18 protein-coding genes and 2 pseudogenes are annotated in these 17,684 nt (G+C 44.2%); 7 read left to right on the top strand and 13 right to left on the bottom strand.

Going from position 1 to position 17,684, the window contains the following annotated elements; translation table 11 throughout:
• The 4 genes and pseudogenes from HMPREF9389_RS05395 to HMPREF9389_RS05410 form a co-directional block, all read left to right on the top strand.
• A pseudogene (locus HMPREF9389_RS05395) lies at positions 1-268 on the top strand (methicillin resistance protein FmtA); the annotation flags it as partial.
• Between the two features lie 16 nt (positions 269-284).
• Entirely contained in the window at positions 285-2,066 is a 1,782-nt protein-coding gene (locus tag HMPREF9389_RS05400; RefSeq protein ID WP_002906173.1) for a serine hydrolase domain-containing protein, read from the top strand.
• 16 nt (positions 2,067-2,082) lie between these two features.
• Entirely contained in the window at positions 2,083-3,876 is a 1,794-nt protein-coding gene (locus tag HMPREF9389_RS05405) for a serine hydrolase domain-containing protein (protein WP_002920811.1), read from the top strand.
• A 14-nt stretch (positions 3,877-3,890) separates the two neighbouring features.
• A complete protein-coding gene (locus tag HMPREF9389_RS05410; protein WP_032906426.1) occupies positions 3,891-4,742 on the top strand; it encodes an alpha/beta fold hydrolase in 852 nt (283 codons plus the stop codon).
• 27 nt (positions 4,743-4,769) lie between these two features.
• On the opposite strand, the gene HMPREF9389_RS05415 is transcribed toward HMPREF9389_RS05410, so the two are convergent.
• The 3 genes from HMPREF9389_RS05415 to typA form a co-directional block, all read right to left on the bottom strand.
• Positions 4,770-5,030: a DUF3165 family protein gene (locus HMPREF9389_RS05415; RefSeq protein WP_002929676.1), complete on the bottom strand. Its 261-nt coding sequence runs from the start codon at positions 5,028-5,030 to the stop codon at positions 4,770-4,772.
• 74 nt (positions 5,031-5,104) lie between these two features.
• Positions 5,105-5,374: a DUF3165 family protein gene (locus tag HMPREF9389_RS05420; RefSeq protein WP_002929675.1), complete on the bottom strand. Its 270-nt coding sequence runs from the start codon at positions 5,372-5,374 to the stop codon at positions 5,105-5,107.
• A 23-nt stretch (positions 5,375-5,397) separates the two neighbouring features.
• Positions 5,398-7,245: a translational GTPase TypA gene (gene typA / locus HMPREF9389_RS05425; RefSeq protein WP_032906425.1), complete on the bottom strand. Its 1,848-nt coding sequence runs from the start codon at positions 7,243-7,245 to the stop codon at positions 5,398-5,400.
• Positions 7,246-7,424: 179 nt separating this feature from the next.
• On the opposite strand from typA, the gene HMPREF9389_RS05430 reads away from it, so the two are divergent.
• Positions 7,425-8,150, top strand: coding sequence for a pseudouridine synthase (locus tag HMPREF9389_RS05430; RefSeq protein WP_002929672.1), 726 nt, complete (start codon positions 7,425-7,427; stop codon positions 8,148-8,150).
• A gap of 65 nt (positions 8,151-8,215) precedes the next feature.
• Here HMPREF9389_RS05430 and HMPREF9389_RS05435 read toward each other — a convergent pair whose 3' ends face one another.
• The 3 genes from HMPREF9389_RS05435 to HMPREF9389_RS05445 form a co-directional block, all read right to left on the bottom strand.
• Positions 8,216-8,596 carry a rhodanese-like domain-containing protein gene (locus HMPREF9389_RS05435; protein ID WP_002896183.1) on the bottom strand — a complete coding sequence of 127 codons (381 nt, stop codon included), beginning with the start codon at positions 8,594-8,596 and terminating at the stop codon, positions 8,216-8,218.
• Between the two features lies 1 nt (position 8,597).
• The gene (locus HMPREF9389_RS05440; protein WP_002929671.1) at positions 8,598-8,816 is read right to left on the bottom strand and encodes a YqgQ family protein; all 219 of its coding nucleotides are present in this window, start codon (positions 8,814-8,816) and stop codon (positions 8,598-8,600) included.
• A gap of 92 nt (positions 8,817-8,908) precedes the next feature.
• Positions 8,909-9,424 carry a Dps family protein gene (locus HMPREF9389_RS05445; protein WP_002929669.1) on the bottom strand — a complete coding sequence of 172 codons (516 nt, stop codon included), beginning with the start codon at positions 9,422-9,424 and terminating at the stop codon, positions 8,909-8,911.
• Between the two features lie 166 nt (positions 9,425-9,590).
• On the opposite strand from HMPREF9389_RS05445, the gene HMPREF9389_RS05450 reads away from it, so the two are divergent.
• Together HMPREF9389_RS05450 and HMPREF9389_RS05455 are read left to right on the top strand one after the other, a co-directional pair.
• On the top strand, positions 9,591-10,247 hold the full coding sequence (locus HMPREF9389_RS05450) for a prepilin peptidase (protein WP_002929665.1): 657 nt from the start codon (positions 9,591-9,593) through the stop codon (positions 10,245-10,247).
• A 53-nt stretch (positions 10,248-10,300) separates the two neighbouring features.
• On the top strand, positions 10,301-10,993 hold the full coding sequence (locus HMPREF9389_RS05455; RefSeq protein ID WP_002907054.1) for an EcsC family protein: 693 nt from the start codon (positions 10,301-10,303) through the stop codon (positions 10,991-10,993).
• Positions 10,994-11,029: 36 nt separating this feature from the next.
• On the opposite strand, the gene trpA is transcribed toward HMPREF9389_RS05455, so the two are convergent.
• The 7 genes and pseudogenes from trpA to trpE form a co-directional block, all read right to left on the bottom strand.
• Complete coding sequence (gene trpA / locus HMPREF9389_RS05460) at positions 11,030-11,809, bottom strand: tryptophan synthase subunit alpha (RefSeq protein ID WP_002929651.1); 780 nt, start codon at positions 11,807-11,809, stop codon at positions 11,030-11,032.
• Positions 11,802-13,025, bottom strand: a complete 1,224-nt coding sequence (gene trpB / locus HMPREF9389_RS05465; protein ID WP_002929650.1) for a tryptophan synthase subunit beta — start codon at positions 13,023-13,025, stop codon at positions 11,802-11,804. The genes trpA and trpB overlap by 8 nt, the downstream gene beginning before the upstream one ends.
• Positions 13,015-13,602, bottom strand: coding sequence for a phosphoribosylanthranilate isomerase (locus tag HMPREF9389_RS05470; RefSeq protein ID WP_002929649.1), 588 nt, complete (start codon positions 13,600-13,602; stop codon positions 13,015-13,017). Before HMPREF9389_RS05470 ends, trpB begins: the two co-directional genes overlap by 11 nt.
• Positions 13,589-14,356 (bottom strand): indole-3-glycerol phosphate synthase TrpC, encoded by a 768-nt coding sequence (gene trpC, locus HMPREF9389_RS05475; protein ID WP_002929648.1) that lies wholly within the window; start codon positions 14,354-14,356, stop codon positions 13,589-13,591. Before trpC ends, HMPREF9389_RS05470 begins: the two co-directional genes overlap by 14 nt.
• The gene (gene trpD, locus HMPREF9389_RS05480; protein WP_002929646.1) at positions 14,353-15,357 is read right to left on the bottom strand and encodes an anthranilate phosphoribosyltransferase; all 1,005 of its coding nucleotides are present in this window, start codon (positions 15,355-15,357) and stop codon (positions 14,353-14,355) included. The genes trpC and trpD overlap by 4 nt, the downstream gene beginning before the upstream one ends.
• 10 nt (positions 15,358-15,367) lie before the next feature.
• Positions 15,368-15,931, bottom strand: coding sequence for an aminodeoxychorismate/anthranilate synthase component II (locus HMPREF9389_RS05485; protein WP_002929645.1), 564 nt, complete (start codon positions 15,929-15,931; stop codon positions 15,368-15,370).
• A pseudogene (trpE, locus tag HMPREF9389_RS0111285) lies at positions 15,928-17,285 on the bottom strand (anthranilate synthase component I). Before trpE ends, HMPREF9389_RS05485 begins: the two are co-directional and overlap by 4 nt.
• Between the last annotated feature and the right edge of the window lie 399 nt (positions 17,286-17,684).

Here is a 17,684-nt window from a genome sequence, read left to right as displayed (position 1 = left end):
ACTGATTTTGGTTAGCCTAGTCAATCTAGCAGGTCTCGTCATCGTTGCCGTTTCGGGCAAGTACATGCCCGATTATCGCTGGCAAGCCATTCTCTTTGCTTTCTTAGCACTGATTTTTCTGGTCAATGCTGGGTTGCCAATCTTTCTGCGTTCAAAATTCCAAGTGAGCAAGGGTCGAAAAATCTTGACCTACTTGACCAGCAGCGCTTCACTTATCGTCGTTCTCAATATCCTTTATTGGAGCCTTTACCAGTGGTGGGCACTTTAATAGAAAGGTAAGTATCATGAAAACATCATTTTTTAAACATTGCTTAACTGTGCTGACTTGCGGCTTGCTCGCTCTGGGAGCTGGTCACGCTTACGCTGACCAGCAGAAGTTGCCGTCAGGCACGCCTTACGACCAAATTGGTCAGAAAATTGAGGATTACTACAAGGAACACGAAAAAACCAGTGCGGGACTGGCGACATCTGTTTTTGACAAGGACGGACAAACCATTTACCAAAATAATTTTGGCTATGTAGACAAGGAAAAAAAGTTGGCGGTGGATGACAACTCAGTTTTCGAGTGGGGCTCTGCCACCAAGTTGACCGTCTGGGTCAGCGTCATGCAGCTTTGGGAAGAAGGCAAGATTGACCTTAAAACAGATATAAAAGAGTATCTGCCCAAGGATTTTCTCAAAGGCAAGCTCACATACGACAAGCCAATCACCATGCTGGATCTGATGAACCACCAAGCAGGCTTTGGAGACACGGGGCTTGCCAAGGGAACTAGTAAGAACTTGGGAGATACGCTCAAAAAAGTACATATCTATCAAGCCTATGAGCCGGGAACAGTGACAGCCTACTCTAACTTTGGGACGGCTCTGGCAGGATATATCGTCGAGCGGATTAGCAGACAATCTTATGCTGACTATGTCCACGAGCATATCTTTGAACCTTTAGATATGAGGCACACCGCTCTCTTACCCGATTTATCAGATAATCCCTATGTAGTAGAAAAACGTAAGGAAGTCAAAGGTTACACTAGAGACGGTCGGTTGATTGGCGAAGCTCCATATCTAATAGAAATGTACCCTGCTGGGCGAGCAACAGGAACCTTGGAAGATTTCAAGGCATTCGCTCAGGCACTCCTGCAAAAGAAGACACTTTTTAAGCGTTCAGAGACTTGGGACACCCTTTATACAGCAACCTCTAACTATCCTGATAGCGATCTTCCTACCAATGCTCATGGTTTTTGGAGTGACCTTTATCAAGACCAAGTTATCCTCGGGCACGGTGGTAATACAGCTGGTTTTTCATCAAGTTTGACCTTAGACTTAAAATCAGGTATCGCTGCTGTCATTTTAACGAACCAACTGGGCGAGAAAAATTATGTTGAGAAAATTCCCGAGCTGGTCTATGGGCAAAAGAAAGATGTTCCCAACAAAAAGAAAGAAGAACTCAAACCCGGCTTTTATCGTGACGCTAGTCAATTCTTTGGGCCTTTATCCATTGCGCGACTAAATATGGCGACCTTCTATATTGATAAAAATAGTGAAAATCGATTTTACTGGAGCTTGGAGAAAGTCGGTAAGCGAGAATTTATCAAGCGCCCAGTTTCTGATTACTTTAAACTATCTAACTGGGAAGTTGCCAAAGAATTCGGCAGTGTCATCCTATGGGGGTTAGCAATCTTCTATGCTCTTCTTAGTTTGGTATCTGCTTTACTGGTCAAGCTCTACCGGCTCCTTGCCAAGCGGACAAACCGCAAACCTGTGACACTTGCTTGGTCGCTCTGGCATTATCTGACTTGCGGACTTGTTTTGTCCACTGTACTCATAACCATTCTCATCGTGCAATATAATATGAACATCAGCGGCTCGCCAAATAACAGTGCTTGGCTCTATGTCATCTTTGCAATAACGGGTCTGCTGCTTCTTGCTAGTTCTGTTTTGCCAATTCTTCTGCGTTCAAAATTCCAAGTCAGCAAAGGCAGAAAAATCTTGACCTACTTGACCAGCAGCGCTTCACTTATCGTCGTTCTCAATATCCTTTATTGGGGCCTGTACCAATGGTGGGCACTTTAATAGAAAGGTAAGTATCATGAAAACATCATTTTTGAAGAGCACTGTGGCGCTGCTGACTTGCGGCTTGCTCGCTTTTGGAGTAGCGCAAGTTCGAGCCGATGAGCAAAAATTGCCGTCGGGGACATCTTACGACCAAATCGGACAGAAGATTGAGGATTATTATCAGAAAAACGAGAAAACCAGCGCAGGACTGGCAACATCTATTTTTGACAAGGACGGTCAAACCATTTACCAAAATAATTTTGGCTATGTAGACAAGGAAAAAAAGTGGGCGGTGGATGACAACTCAGTTTTCGAGTGGGGCTCTGTAACGAAATTAACCGTCTGGGTCAGCGTCATGCAGCTCTGGGAAGAGGGGAAAATTGACCTAAAAACCGACATCAAAGAGTATCTGCCCAAGGATTTTCTCAAAAGCAAGCTCAAATTTGACAAACCCATTACCATGCTTGACCTCATGAACCACCAAGCAGGCTTCGCAGATGTTGACTTGGCCAAAAATGAAGACAAAGACCTAGCCCATACGCTACAAAAGGCGCCGATTATTCAAGCCTATGAGCCGGGGACAATAACTGCTTATTCCAATTTTGGAACGGTGCTTGCTGGCTACATCGTCGAGCGGATTAGCGGACAATCTTACGCTGACTATGTGCACGAGCATATTTTTCAGCCCTTAGGTATGAAGCACACCGCTATTTTGCCCGATTTTTCGGATAATGACTATGTGGTCGAAAAACGCAAGGAAATCAAGGGCTACACCTCAGACGGTCAGCTGATTGGCGAGGCAAACAAGCCTAATCCTTACTATCCGAGCGGGCGAGCAACAGGAACTTTGAAAGACTTTAAGACCTTTGCCCAAGCACTCCTGCAAAAGAAGACACTTTTTAGGCGCGCGGAAACTTGGGACACCCTTTATACGGCGACTTCGACTTTTCCTGATAGCAAACTCCCAATCAATGCTCACGGATTTTGGAGTGACCTTTATCAAGACCGCGTTATCCTCGGTCACGGTGGTAATACGGCTGGCTTTTCATCCATATTAACTTTGGATTTCAAATCAGGTATCGCTACCGTCATTTTAACCAATCAACAATACGAAAGTAACTATCTTAAAAAAATTCCTGAGCTGATTTATGGAAACAAGGCAACTACTTCAGAGAAGATAAAAGCAGAGTTTAAACCGGGCGTTTATCGCTCAAGTCGCGTTTTCACCAATGCCTTATCAATCACGCGCATTGCTCCGCCAATAACTAACTATCTTGAGAAAAATAGTAAATTTGTCACTCAAAAATACTGGGAATTGGAGAAAAACGGCAAGCAAGAACGGCTGAAATTGCCTATCGCAGACTACCTTAAACTTTCCACATGGGATGTAGTCAAGGATTACGGCAGTCTCGTCTTGTGGTGCCTCGCTGCTTTCTATGCCCTCCTCATCCCTGTATCTGCTTTACTGGTCAAACTCTATCGGCTTCTTTTCAAGCGGAAAAATCACAAACTTACACCGCTTGCTTGGTCGCTCTGGCAATACCTGACTTGCGGGTTCATTCTATCTACCATGCTCCTGCTTTACTTCTTTATCCAAAGCGTCCTGAGTCTACATTCCTCACCAAACAGCCGTGTTTGGCTTTCTATGGGCTTTGCAGCTGTGGGAGTTAGCCTCCTGGTTAGCCTTATTGCCTCATTCTTCCTGCGCTCAAAATTCCAAGTGAGCAAGGGTCGAAAAATCTTGACCTACTTGACCAGCAGTGCTTCACTTATCGTCGTTCTCAATCTCCTCTACTGGAGCCTATATCAGTGGTGGACGCTCTACTAAAAGAAAGGAAAGTTATGACCCATTCTCAAAAAATCGAAACAATGATTCAAAACGGCTCCGACCAACTCTACACCGTTTGCTATCCCAATCCTGACAAGGAAACGATTATCCTGCTGCACGGTGGACCGGGAACGCCTGATGACTTCAAGCTCTTTATCCCTAAGCTCGAAAAAGATTATCAACTGATTGTCTTTCACCAGCGGGGAACGAGGAAATCGCCCTGTCCGAGTGGCGACTACAGCATGGAGGCCTACATTGCAGACATCAACACAATCGCCGACCACTTCAATGTAGATAAATTTCACCTTTTGGGGCATTCCTGGGGTGGATTGTACGCGCAAATCTACGCCAGCAAAATCCCTGAGCGGCTCCTTAGTCTCTTTCTTTCCTCGCCGGGAACAGGCACGGGCAAGCAGTGGAAACAAATGGAAAAGGAAATGATGAATTACAATAAAAATCACTGCACGACTATCGAATGGCTGAAAATGGGAATCTATTCTCTGCTGGGAGGTCTTGGCAGTTCCAAGGCTTCGCAAGCTCTCTTTCGCCAAGTTGTCCGTAATTACAATGCCGACTATCCAGCCTTTCATGATGTGAAACTAGACATGAGCAATGTTTCAGTCCAAGCAGGCAATCAGACAAGAAAGGAAATTATGGCCTATCCTCTCTTGCCCCGACTAGAAGATCCTGCTTTTCCTATTACCGTGACTTTCGGTGACAATGATATTTTTGGTGCCAGCATGCACTTTGTCATCAGCCGCTATCCCAGCGCTCAGGTGTTCACCATTAAAAACAGCGGCCACTTCCCATTTCTCCACAATCCAGAAGACTACTTTGCTATCTTGCACCAGCATTTTGGAGCATAAAAAGAACCTATAAAAGCAAGACCGCTTTTATAGGTTTTTCTTTTCTTTTTTCTTGACGGGCATTCTCGCTAAATCCCGCAAGGCAAAATAAGCAAGAAAGGTCACGCCAATGCTGACGAAGATTTCGCTAGGCAGCTGGAAAATTCGGAAAGCTGCTAGAGTTAAGAGGATGAGCAAGACAACCAAGATAAGCACCAGCGTCACTACATTGAGTGTTCCGCGAATGCTAGGCGGAGCAGCAAAAATGTAAAATAAGAGAATGAGAATTCCCACAATCAAATAAAACATAAACCTATTGTTTTTGTAAAAAAAGAGCAAAAACTCAAAACGTCTATCCGACTTCCTAAGTTCTTGCTCATTTATTATTCTTCATCAAAATTCTTTTTTGATTTCTTAGGCGGCTTGAGACGATTAATATCCCGCAAAGCCAAGACGGTCACTACGGATAGGCCAAATCCTACAAAATATTCAGCTGGCAATTGGAAAATCTGAAAAATGCCTAAGCCGAATAAGATAATCAAGGCCACAATCAGTAAAACCATGGTCACAGCATTAACAGTGCCTTTAATACTGGATGGAACAGCAAAAATGTAGAAAAAGAGGATTAAAATCCCAATGATAAGATAAACCATATTGCTGCTCCTTTCCTTTTTAATTATTCAGCTGCAGCTGATTTTTTCTTTTTATTGGCTTTTTCGCGTTCTTGTTTATTTAAAATTTGCTTGCGCAGACGAATAGATTCTGGCGTTACTTCCATGTATTCGTCGTCATTCAAGAATTCCAAAGATTCTTCTAAGGTCAAAATGCGCGGTGTCTTGATGACTGCTGTCTGGTCCTTGGTTGCAGAACGAACGTTGGTCATTTGCTTAGCTTTGGTGATATTAACAGTCAAGTCATTTTCACGAGAGTTTTCACCGATGATCATTCCTTCGTAAACCTCAGTACCTGGGTTGACAAAGATGGTTCCGCGCTCTTCGATAGACATAATAGAGTAGGTTGTAGCCTTACCAGCATCGATGGATACCAGAGCACCGCGGTGGCGGCCACCGATTTCACCTGGAATAAGTGGTAGGTATTGATCAAAGGTATGGTTCATAATCCCGTAACCACGAGTCATGGATAAGAACTCAGTTGAGTAACCAATCAAACCACGGGCTGGAACTAGGAAGACCAAACGAGTTTGACCATTACCAGTAGCTACCATATCCAGCATTTCACCCTTACGTTCAGAAAGACTTTGGATGACCGAGCCTTGATATTCTTCAGGTGTATCGATTTGGACGCGCTCAAATGGCTCACATTTGACACCATCGATTTCTTTCACGATAACTTCTGGACGAGATACTTGCAGCTCATAACCTTCACGACGCATTGTTTCAATCAGGATTGACAAGTGCAATTCACCACGACCTGAAACGATCCACTTGTCTGGTGAATCAGTTGGTTCAACACGTAGAGATACATCTGTTTGCAGTTCAGCCTGCAGACGTTCTTCAACCTTACGAGAAGTTACCCATTTCCCTTCGCGGCCAGCAAAAGGTGAGTTGTTAACCAAGAAGGTCATCTGCAGAGTCGGCTCATCGATATGCAAAATTGGCAGGGCTTCAACGGCATCTGTCGGTGTAATCGTCTCTCCGACAAAGATATCTTCCATACCTGAAACGGCAATCAGGTCACCTGCTTTTGCTTCGTTGATTTCACGACGCTCCAAACCAAAGAAACCAAATAGTTTTGTAACACGGAAGTTTTTCGTTGTTCCGTCTAGTTTAGAAAGGGTTACTTGATCACCAACCTTAACAGTACCACGGAAGACACGGCCGATACCGATCCGGCCAACGAAGTCATTGTAGTCCAAGAGTGACACTTGGAATTGGAAAGGTTCGTCAGAATTATCCACTGGTGCTGGGATATGGTCAATGATGGTATCAAAAATCGGTGCCATGGTGTGCTCTTGATCAGCTGGATCATCAGACATAGATGAGGTTCCATTGATAGCGGAAGCATAAACCACTGGGAAGTCCAGCTGGTCATCATCCGCTCCAAGCTCAATAAAGAGTTCCAATACTTCATCCACTACTTCTGCTGGACGAGCAGACGGCTTGTCGATTTTGTTCACAACTACGATAGGAACAAGGTCTTGCTCCAAGGCTTTTTTCAATACAAAGCGAGTCTGAGGCATAGTTCCTTCGTAGGCGTCCACAACCAGAACAACCCCGTCCACCATCTTCATAATCCGCTCTACTTCACCACCGAAGTCCGCGTGCCCTGGTGTATCCATGATATTGATACGAGTACCTTCGTAAGCCACGGCTGTATTTTTAGCCAAGATGGTGATACCGCGCTCCTTTTCAATATCGTTTGAGTCCATTGCCCGCTCTTGCAGCTCTTTACGCTCATCTAATGTATGAGATTGCTTCAGCAACTCATCGACCAAGGTTGTTTTCCCGTGGTCAACGTGAGCAATAATGGCGATATTGCGAATATCTTCTCTTAATTTTGTCATGATTTCCTCTGAATTTTTAAATTTTATTTCTAACTGAACAATTATACCACAGACGCAGGCAAAAAACACGGCTTTGATAAGTGTAAATGTTTTCATTGAAAAATATGGGAGCTGCATGAGGATTTGCATTTCCCATCCTGAAAATTTATGATATGATTTAGAAAAAACAAGGAAAACAGATGCGCCTCGACCAACTGCTGGCTGCCAATCATATCAGCCGAAAAAAGATGAAACAAAGCCTTTTACAAAAACAGATTTTAGTGGACGATAAGCCCGCCTGCAAACTCAGCCAAAATGTTGATACCAGCCTGCAGCAGATTACTTTTCAAGGCAAACATGTCAGCGGCCCTGCACACCGTTACTACATGCTGAATAAACCCGCAGGTGCAGTCACTGCCAATCGCGACGCTGAAAAATTGACTGTTCTGGATTTACTGGACGAGGAGGTAGAGAAAGAAAATCTTTACTCTATCGGACGCCTGGATAGAGATACCGAAGGACTCCTTCTAATTACCGACAATGGTCCTTTGGGATTTCAGCTGCTGCACCCTCAATATCATGTCGAAAAAACTTACTATGTAGAAGTCAATGGACCTTTAACTCCTAAGGACAAATCTTCCTTTCAGGAAGGCATTCGCTTTTTAGACGGCACCACCTGCCAACCTGCCCAGCTCTCTATCCTCTCTACCAGCTCCAGTCTGAGCTGTGCTACCGTCAAGATTTCCGAGGGGAAATTCCACCAGATCAAAAAGATGTTTCTGGCAGTTGGTGTTAAGGTTACTTATCTCAAGAGAATTCAGTTTGGGGATTTTACATTAGACCCAGAATTAGCAACAGGTGATTACCGTCCTTTGAACCAAGAAGAATTAGCGATTATTAAAAAATATTTGGAGAAAAGTTGGTAAAACAAAAAAGCTTTAAAAAATAAAGCTTTTTTGTTATTTCACCAATCCGTTCATGAATCGTTTTATCAGCTAGCCTTCACCTTGCCATTCCAAGAATCCAACCCATAAGAAAGAATATAGATTTCTTTAAATCCTTGTTTTTTCAGATACAGAGCCGCATTGGTTACGCGCTGACCACGACTATTTTCATAGAGGAGAACAGCCTTGTCCTTACGAAGTGCACCGACACTATCCTTGAGCTGCTGAGATGGAATATTGCGAGCACCTAAGATATGCTTCCGGTGAAAATCAGATGGATCCCGCAGATCAACCAACTGCCCTTGGCGAATCAAGTCTTCAAATTCCCCGTTATCCACGATTTTTGCTGCCTGACGAAGGCGCAGATAATTAAAGCCCATCCAGCCAAGTATTCCCAAAAGTACCGCCCATAAAATCCAAATTGTCATCTCAAGTCTCCTTTTTCTTTTCTAAATATTCTAACTCTAATCGATGTTCTCGGTGCAAGACAGCCTCTGCCTCAAAATAAGCTAGCTTATCCATTAGGCCGGCATCGTAAATTCTCTTCAGCTCAATTTTCATCATCTCAATATCGTAAAGGCGTTTGCCCATATAGATAATGATTCCGAAACTTTTAAGAAATTGCTGAACATCATACAGGTTTTTCATGAGCTATATTTTATCAGATTTTCCAGCGCTTTTCAAGATGAAAAAAGCAGAAAGGAAAGCCTGTTTCCTTTCTGCTTGGCATGGATAACTTTTTACAAACCTGGTGCTTGACCGATTTCAGCTGTCAACATCCAGATTGTCTTTTCAAGTTCAGCCTTAGCGCCGACAAAGATATCATTGGTTACATCGTCCCCTTCTTCGTCTGTTACATCCAAAGCTTCTTGGTAAAGACCTGTCAGATAACGGAAAATCTCAATCACACGCGCCAGACTTTCTTCTACATCCTTGCTGAATTCACCAGCTTTTTCTTCAATCTTGCTGTGTTGGATAAACTCGGTCAAGGTAGAATAAGGCTTGCCTCCCAATGTAATCAAGCGCTCGCTAACTTCATCCAAAGTTGTATCCAAAGTTTCCATGTATTCATCCATTTTTGGATGCCAAACCATGAAGCCTGCTCCACGCATATACCAGTGAACTTGGTGAAGAGCGATATGAGCTGTATAAAGGTCTGCCACTACTTGATTAAGAATAGCCTTAGTCTTTGGCAAAGACTTTTGATTGCTGAAAGTTGCTACGTCAGTTGCTGCACCATTTTTTACTTGTGTCATTGTATTTACCTCGTTTTTATTTATAATGATTCTAATCTTTTTAGATTATGGTTTAATTATAATGCTTCTAAATAAGAAAGTCAAGACAAAAGATTCAAAAAAAGACTTTATTAGAAAAGTTGCAAAATTTCAGAATTTTTCTGTTTAAAATTACGAATAAATAAGTATGATTCATCTATACTTTTTTCTCCTTGGCACCGTCTTTGCCTCCTTCCTAGGCTTGGTCATCGACCGCTTCCCAGAGCATTCTATCATCACTCCAGCTAGTCATTGCAATACCTGCGGGAAAAGATTGGCACCGCGTGATTTGATTCCTATTTTTTCTCAAATCTTAAATCTTCTTCGTTGCCGCTTCTGTGGAGACAAGATTCCCTTACGCTATTTATTTTTTGAATGTATCTTGGGCGGTCTTTTTCTGGCAACCTCACTTGGCACGATTTCCCTCAGTCAACTCCTACTACTCACCATGGGCTTAAACCTAGCCATCTACGATCAAAGAGAGCAGCAATATCCCCTGATGGTCTGGCTGGTTTTTCAGTTCTTGCTGATGATGACAGCAGGCGTCAATCTTCTCATGCTCTTCTTTTTAGCCCTAGGACTTCTAGCCTTCTTTTATAATCTTCGTATTGGCGCTGGAGACTTTCTCTTCCTGGCGTCCTGCTCAGCCATTTTCAGCCTAACAGAAATTCTCATTCTTATCCAAATCGCTAGCTTCTCCGGTCTCGCCTGTTTTTGCTTTAAAAAGAAAAAAGACAGGCTAGCATTTGTACCCTGTCTTCTGTTTGGTGTATTTGCTGTTTTAATTTTTAAATGTATTGTGTAATTCGTAAAAGTACTATATAATGAAATCAGATTATTTATTAAGAGGATTTTATTATGAAATTAGAATTACCAAAATCAAAATTAAAAATGCCTAACATTGATGAAAAATCGATGTTAAAAGTTCTTGACTGGACTTATGAAACTACAATTAATGGTATCCCTGGTCAAAAGACTATAGAAGAACTAGCTGCTGATTATTTGAAGCATGATGATATAGAAACTGCAATTTCAAAGATGATTACTTATCAAACTTCAAAAGCCGGAATATCTGGTTTCGTTACTGGATTTGGGGGAATATTAACAATGCCGGTAACTATTCCAGCTAATATAACTTCTGTTATTTTAGTTCAAATGAGGATGATTGCTACTATAGCTTATATGAGAGGATACGATTTAAAGAGTGATCAAGTTCAAACGTTTGTTTATGCTTCATTAACTGGAACATCTGTTGCTGATATTGCAAAGAAAGCTGGAATTATTATTGCAAATAAAATGGCAACTGGAGTAATTAAAAAAATCCCTGGGAAAGTACTAACAAAAATTAATCAGGCGGTTGGTTTTAGATTGGTAACCAAATTTGGGACTAAAGGAGCTGTGAATTTAGGAAAAATGGTTCCTATTGCTGGCGCTCTTATAGGCGGAGTTGTGGATACCGCATCAACTCAAATCATTGCGAAAAATGCTTTAAAAACCTTTACTTCTAAAGGAATTAACATAGGAGACGGTACAATTATTGATATCAAATAAAGAAAATGAGGTTCTTTCTATAGAACCTCATTTTCTTTATTTCTTATAAGCTGCTGCTTCTTTGATAAAGGCTGCTATACCAGTATCCTTTTCATGAAGAGCTTTGACAATCTTAGATCCGACAATGACTCCATCTGAGACTTGATTGAAGCGGTCAATATCCTCTAAAGTCGAAACGCCAAAGCCCGTCAGTACTGGAATCTCTGCAATATCACGAAGCTTGCTCAGATGCTGGTCCAAATCATCGCGGTAGCTTCCGCTCTTACCCGTCACACCGTTGATGGCTACAGCGTAGATAAAACCTTCAGCTTCCTTGATCAGCTCCTGCTGACGTTCTAGACCAGTTGTCAGGCTCACTAAAGGAACTAGAGCGATATCTGAATCTTCCAGCAGGGGCAGAATAAAATTCCTGTGCTCGTAGGGCAGATCCGGAATAATCAATCCTTTAACCGGTGTTGTAGCTAAGTCCTTGACAAAATCTTTGAGACCGTATTGGAAAATAGGATTGAAGTAGGTCATGATAATGAGAGGCAGCTGAGTGTCCAAATTCTGCAAGCTTGCGACTAAAGACTTGGTTGAAGTATGGTGGCCAAGACTTCTCAGACCGGCTTCTTCAATAACAGGTCCATCTGCAACAGGATCTGAAAATGGCAGACCGATTTCAATGGCTGATACACCCAAGTTTTCCAAAAATGAGATGGTTTCTGGTAATCCTGCTAAACCTTTCTCGTGATCACCAGCCATGATATAAGGAAGGAAAATTCCCTTACCTGCTTTTTTGATGGCCTCTAAATGCTGAGTGAGTGTTTTAGTCATGGGCACCTCCTTTTTGAGCAGCTTCACTTTCCAAGCGTTCCTTTACCTGAACGACATCCTTGTCACCACGACCGGATAGGCAGACGATCATTGATTTATCTGGTCCCAACTCCTTAGCCAGCTTAACTGCGTAAGCAATAGCGTGACTAGACTCTAGAGCAGGAATAATCCCTTCGATACGAGACAGGAGCTGGAAGGCTTCCAAGGCTTCTTCATCCGTGACTGGAACATAAGTTGCGCGCTGGATAGCATTAAAATGAGAATGTTCAGGACCGATGCCTGGATAGTCCAGCCCAGCAGAGATAGAGAAAGCTTCCAGAATCTGACCTTGCTCATCCTGCAAGACATCCATCAAGGCACCGTGCAAAACACCTGGCCGGCCTTTGGTTAAGGTCGCAGCATGTTCATCTGTATCCACGCCTCGCCCAGCCGCTTCTGTTCCATACATAGCAACTGAGCTATCGTCTACAAAGGGATAAAAGAGCCCAATAGCATTGGAGCCACCGCCAACGCAGGCCACTAAAGCATCGGGTAAGGCACCTGCATTTTGCTCAGCAAACTGGCGCTTAGCCTCACGCCCAATCACGCTCTGATAGTCGCGGACAATCTCCGGGAAAGGATGGGGTCCCAAGGCTGAGCCCATAATATAGTGAGTATCATCGACCTGAGCCACCCAAGCTCGCAAGGCAGCGTTGACTGCATCCTTGAGGACTCGAGAGCCATCGGTCACAGACTCTACCTTGGCTCCTAAAAGTTCCATCCGAAAGACATTGAGGGCTTGGCGCTTGACATCTTCTTCGCCCATGTAGATAGTACAGTCCATGTTGAAAAGGGCTGCAGCTGTGGCTGTAGCTACTCCATGCTGACCTGCACCAGTCTCTGCAATGATTTTCTTCTTGCCCATTCGCTTGGCTAGCAGGACCTGGCCTAGGGCATTATTAATTTTATGGGCCCCGGTATGATTGAGGTCTTCCCGCTTCAGATAAATCTTAGCACCGCCAGCATAGGCTGTCAGATTTTTTGCAAAATAGAGAGGATTTTCCCGCCCTACATACTGCTTCAGCAACTCGTCCAGCTCAGCCTGAAAGGCTGGGTCTTTTTTACTCTCACGGTAGGCTTTGTCCAGCTCCAAAACTGCTGTCATCAGCGTTTCCGGAACAAATCGCCCGCCAAACTCACCGTAAAATCCTTCTTGATTGGGTTGATTATATGCCATCTTTCACTCTTTCTATAAATTCTGTTATCTTTTCTAAATCCTTCTGTCCGTCAGTCTCGACCCCGCTGGATACATCAACTGCGTAAGGAGCGAAGTGCTGAATAGCTTCTCGGACATTTCCTGCATTCAAACCACCGGCGATAAAGAAGGGCTGGTGGATTTGACTCTTATCAAAAGCTTGCCAGTCAAAGGTCTGACCACTACCGGCAAGAGGGGCATCAAAGAGCAGGTAGTCCGCTTGTTGGCTGACTCCTTTTAACGCTCCCTTGACCTGATAAGCTCGAATAACCGGCCGGCCAATCTGAGTCAGGAGCTCTTCATCAAAATCGCCATGAATCTGCACCAAATCCAGATTTGCCACCGAAATAGCTTCCTGTAGCTCCGACAAGCTCGGAGAGACGAAAACTCCTACCTTTCGGACAGTAGGCGGCACCAAGGCAGTTAGCTTCTGAGCTTGCTCCAAACTAACCCTCCGACGGCTCTCAGCAAAGACAAATCCAATGTAGTCAGCACCAGCTCGGCATGCCGTCTCCACAGCACTGGCCGTTGATAAGCCGCAAATCTTAACCTTTGTCAATTTTTAGCTCCTTGATTTTTTCTGCCACATCCTCAGCCTGCATCAGGGCTGTTCCGACTAAAACCGCATGGAAATAAGGAGCTACTAGCTCAGCATCTTCCTTGCTGAAAATAGCGGATTCTGATACGTAAACCCTGTCATCTTTGAAATGGGCAGACAGCTGGAGACTGGTATTGATATCTGTCTCAAAAGTCACTAGATTGCGGTTATTAACACCGATAATCCGAGCTCCTATTCTATGGGCAATTTCCAGCTCCGCCAGATTATGGGTTTCGACCAGAACTTCCAAGCCTAAACCCGTCGCAAAATCATAGAGTTCTTGCAGACGCTTTTCAGGCAAGGCAGCCACAATCAGGAGAATAACTGTCGCTCCGGCATTGCGGGCGCGAACAATCTGTTTTTCATCAATGATAAAGTCCTTATTGAGGGTTGGAATGGTCACTTGACTGGAAATCTCTCTCAGGTAATCCAGATGTCCTTTGAAGAAAATCTCATCTGTCAGGACCGAAATCATAGCTGCACCGCATTGTTCATAGGCGCAAGCCTGCTCCACAATATCCACACCGAGATTAATATCTCCCAGACTTGGACTGGCTTTTTTAACCTCAGCAATCAGCTGCAGCTCTTGAGGATGGCTCTTGAGATACTCATAGAGGGAATAGGTCGAACGCAGAGGTTGCAGCTCTTCATAGGACATGGCCGCCACTTCCTGCTCTTTTTGCTTTAGAATGGTCGGGAGAAATTCTTTACTCATTTTTGATACTCCTGTAGTTGCTTGAGTTTTTCATAGGCTGCACCGCTGGCAATCACTTGACGGGCCAAAGCTATTCCTTCTTCTATGCTGTCTGATTTTCCATTAGCATAGAAGCCCAATCCCGCATTTAGAACTGTCGTTTCTAGATAGGGACTGGTTTGATTTTGCAGGACAGATAGCAGAATTTCTGCATTTTCTTTGGCATTGCCTCCACGAATCGCTTCAAGAGGTATCTCTTCCATGCCAATATCTGACGGCAGAAAGCTGTGCAGGCTGATTTGTCCATCTTCCAGCAGAGCATACTGGGTACGACCATGAAGACCAGCCTCGTCCAAACCATCTGGACCCGACACAACTACTGCACGTTTGCGGCCCATATTTTTCAAAACTTCTGCCGTGCTCTCTAACATATCCGGCCGACTGGTTCCTAAAAGCTGGGTTTCTAGCGACATAGGATGGATGAGCGGACCAGTTAGATTCATGATTGTGGGAATGCCGAGGCTAAGCCGGGCTGGCATGATGTATTTCATAGCCGGATGCATATTTTTCGCAAAGAGAAAGACGATACCTGTCTGCTCAAAAACCTTACCCAAGCTAGCAGCATCCAAGTCTAGATTGATCCCCAGAGCTTCTAACACATCAGCTGAGCCTGACTTAGAAGAAATGGAGCGATTGCCGTGCTTGGCCATCTTAATCCCGCCACCTGCCAGTACAAAAGCTGCTGTAGTCGAAACATTGAAGCTGAAAGACTTGTCTCCGCCCGTACCGCAATTGTCCATAGCAGTGCGAATAGTGGTCGAAATCTGCTTAGCATGGCCTCGCATTACCTGAGCCAAAGCCGTTCGTTCCTCAATCGTCTCCCCCTTCATCTTAAGCCCCAGCAAGAAGGCTACAATTTGAGACTCTGTCACCCGTCCGGTGACAATTCGCTCAATCACATCTGTCATCTCAGCGCTGCTTAAATCCTTAAAATCAGCTAGTTTTGCAATAATCTCTTTCATACATTCTCCTTTACTTTACTAAGTCGATGAAGTTCTTGATAGACGACAAGCCGTCCGGCGTGCCGATGCTTTCTGGATGATACTGAAAACCATAAATGGGCAGACTCTTGTGCTGGATAGCCATGATAGAGTTGTCATCAACCGCTCGAGCTGTCACTTCAAAGTCCTCTGGCATCTCCTCAATCAAAATCGAATGATAGCGCATGACCGGCTGCCCATCCTCTATTCCCTGATAGATAGGAGATTCCCCCTCAAAGCGCAGAATACTTTGCTTGCCATGCATGACTTTGGGAGCCAATCCTAGCTTTCCGCCAAATACCTCTGCAATGGCTTGATGTCCCAAGCAAATCCCTAAAATCGGCTTTTTGCCAGCAAAATCGCGGATAAGTTCTTCCATCCGTCCTGCATCTGCCGGCCAGCCTGGGCCAGGAGACAGGACCACAGCATCAGCTTCTTCTGCTGCTTGATAAAGGCCTGCATCATCATTTCGCAAGACCCTAACTTCTGCGAAATTGCCGATATACTGGGCTAGATTGTAAGTAAAAGAATCATAATTATCAATCAATAAAATCATTGCATCTCTCCTATCTTGGTCATTGATTTGGCCTTGTTGATGGTTTCTTGGTATTCATTAGTAGGGATCGAGTCATAAACAATACCCGCTCCAGCTTGAACGTAAGCTCTGCCATTTTTCAAAATCATGGTCCGAATAGCAATGGCAACATCCATATCCCCTGTCGCAGATAGATAGCCGATAGCCCCCGCATAAACACCACGTTTTTCCTGCTCCAGCTCATAAATTCGCTTCATAGCTCGAATCTTAGGCGCACCCGAGACGGTGCCAGCCGGTAGGGTGGACTTGAGTGCATCCATAGCTGTCAGTTGGGGCAAAAGCTGACCACGAACCACACTGGTCAGATGCATGACATAGCGGAAATACTCTACTTCCATGTACTTAGTGACTTCCACGCTGTTATTCTGAGCAATTTTACCAATATCATTACGCCCCAAATCAACTAACATGCGGTGCTCCGCCACTTCCTTCTCATCAGCCAGCAGCTCCTTCGCCAAGGCTTTATCCTCTCTCTCACCCTTCCCGCGCGGCCTGGTTCCAGCAATAGGATTGGTCGTAACCTGATCTTGCTTGACAGACACCAGACTTTCTGGGCTGGCTCCGATAATCTGATAATTCCCGAAGTCATAAAAGTAGAGATAGTTGGAAGGGTTGGTCACACGCAGATTGCGATAGTAATCCAGTGGCTTACCAGAATACTCTGCTGAAAACCGCTGACTGAGCACACATTGGAACATATCTCCCTGCCGAATCAAGCTGCGCGCTTCTTCCACCATTTTTTCAAAAGCTGTCTGCTCGATGTGACTCTGGAAGTTCAAACTGGACAGTTCCAGTGGTGAAAATTCATCTGTCGCAGGCTGCGCCAGCTCAGTCATGATAAGCTCCAGACTAGCAGCCAAATCAGCTTCGCTTCTATCACTGTAGAGCGCCTCCTCAACGATATAAACCTTGTCTTTTTTATGGTCAAAAACCATGTAACTCTCATAGACGAAAAAGTGCATATCCGGCGTTCCAATCACATCAGCTGGAATCTGGCCAATCTCCTCATAGAGGGAAATCATATCATAGCCGACAAAGCCGATGGCTCCACCACCAAAAGGCAGGTCTGAATGATGATTTTTTTCACTGCCAACTCATGCAGATAGTCCAAGGGATCTGCCTCGATTGCTTGCCCGTTCTTTGTTAACTGGCCGTTTTCATAGCGAACTTCAAAGACTGGCTTATAAGCTAGGATAGAAAAGCGAGCTGTCTCGCTATCTCTTGGAATACTTTCCAAAATCACCTTGTGGTCGCCTTTAATCCGCATATAAGCCAGAATCGGTGATAAAATATCAGCTGGTAAAATCTTTTGCATAATGTTTCTTTCTATTTAATCAGAAGCGTTTAAGGAGGAGCAATCTGCTAGTTATGACTGCATTCGCAAGAACAGATAGCACCTATTCATTGTCATAACTTGCTCCAGAACTACAGAAAAACGCCCGCACAGTTCATCCTGTGAGGGCGTGTGATCGCGGTGCCACCTCAGTTATGGAGTTTTCGGGCTCCACATCTCATTTACCTATTTGCAGCCTTTTAGATCCCTTTTAGTAGAAGGCAGCATACCGAGTCATGTCAAAGTATGCTAACAAAACGATAAAAGATCAACTAAAGGACTAAATTTTGACTCCAACAGCCCATTTCATAACTTCTCCTGCCTGTTTACAGCAACCACAGACTCTCTTAAAGGAGGAATGTTACTACTCTTCTGCTGGGT

Origin of the sequence: Streptococcus sanguinis SK355, assembly GCF_000212855.1 — a bacterium.
Lineage (GTDB): Bacteria > Bacillota > Bacilli > Lactobacillales > Streptococcaceae > Streptococcus > Streptococcus sanguinis_A.
Note: the sequence above shows the minus strand (reverse complement) of the source record. Positions and strands in the feature narration are given on the sequence as shown.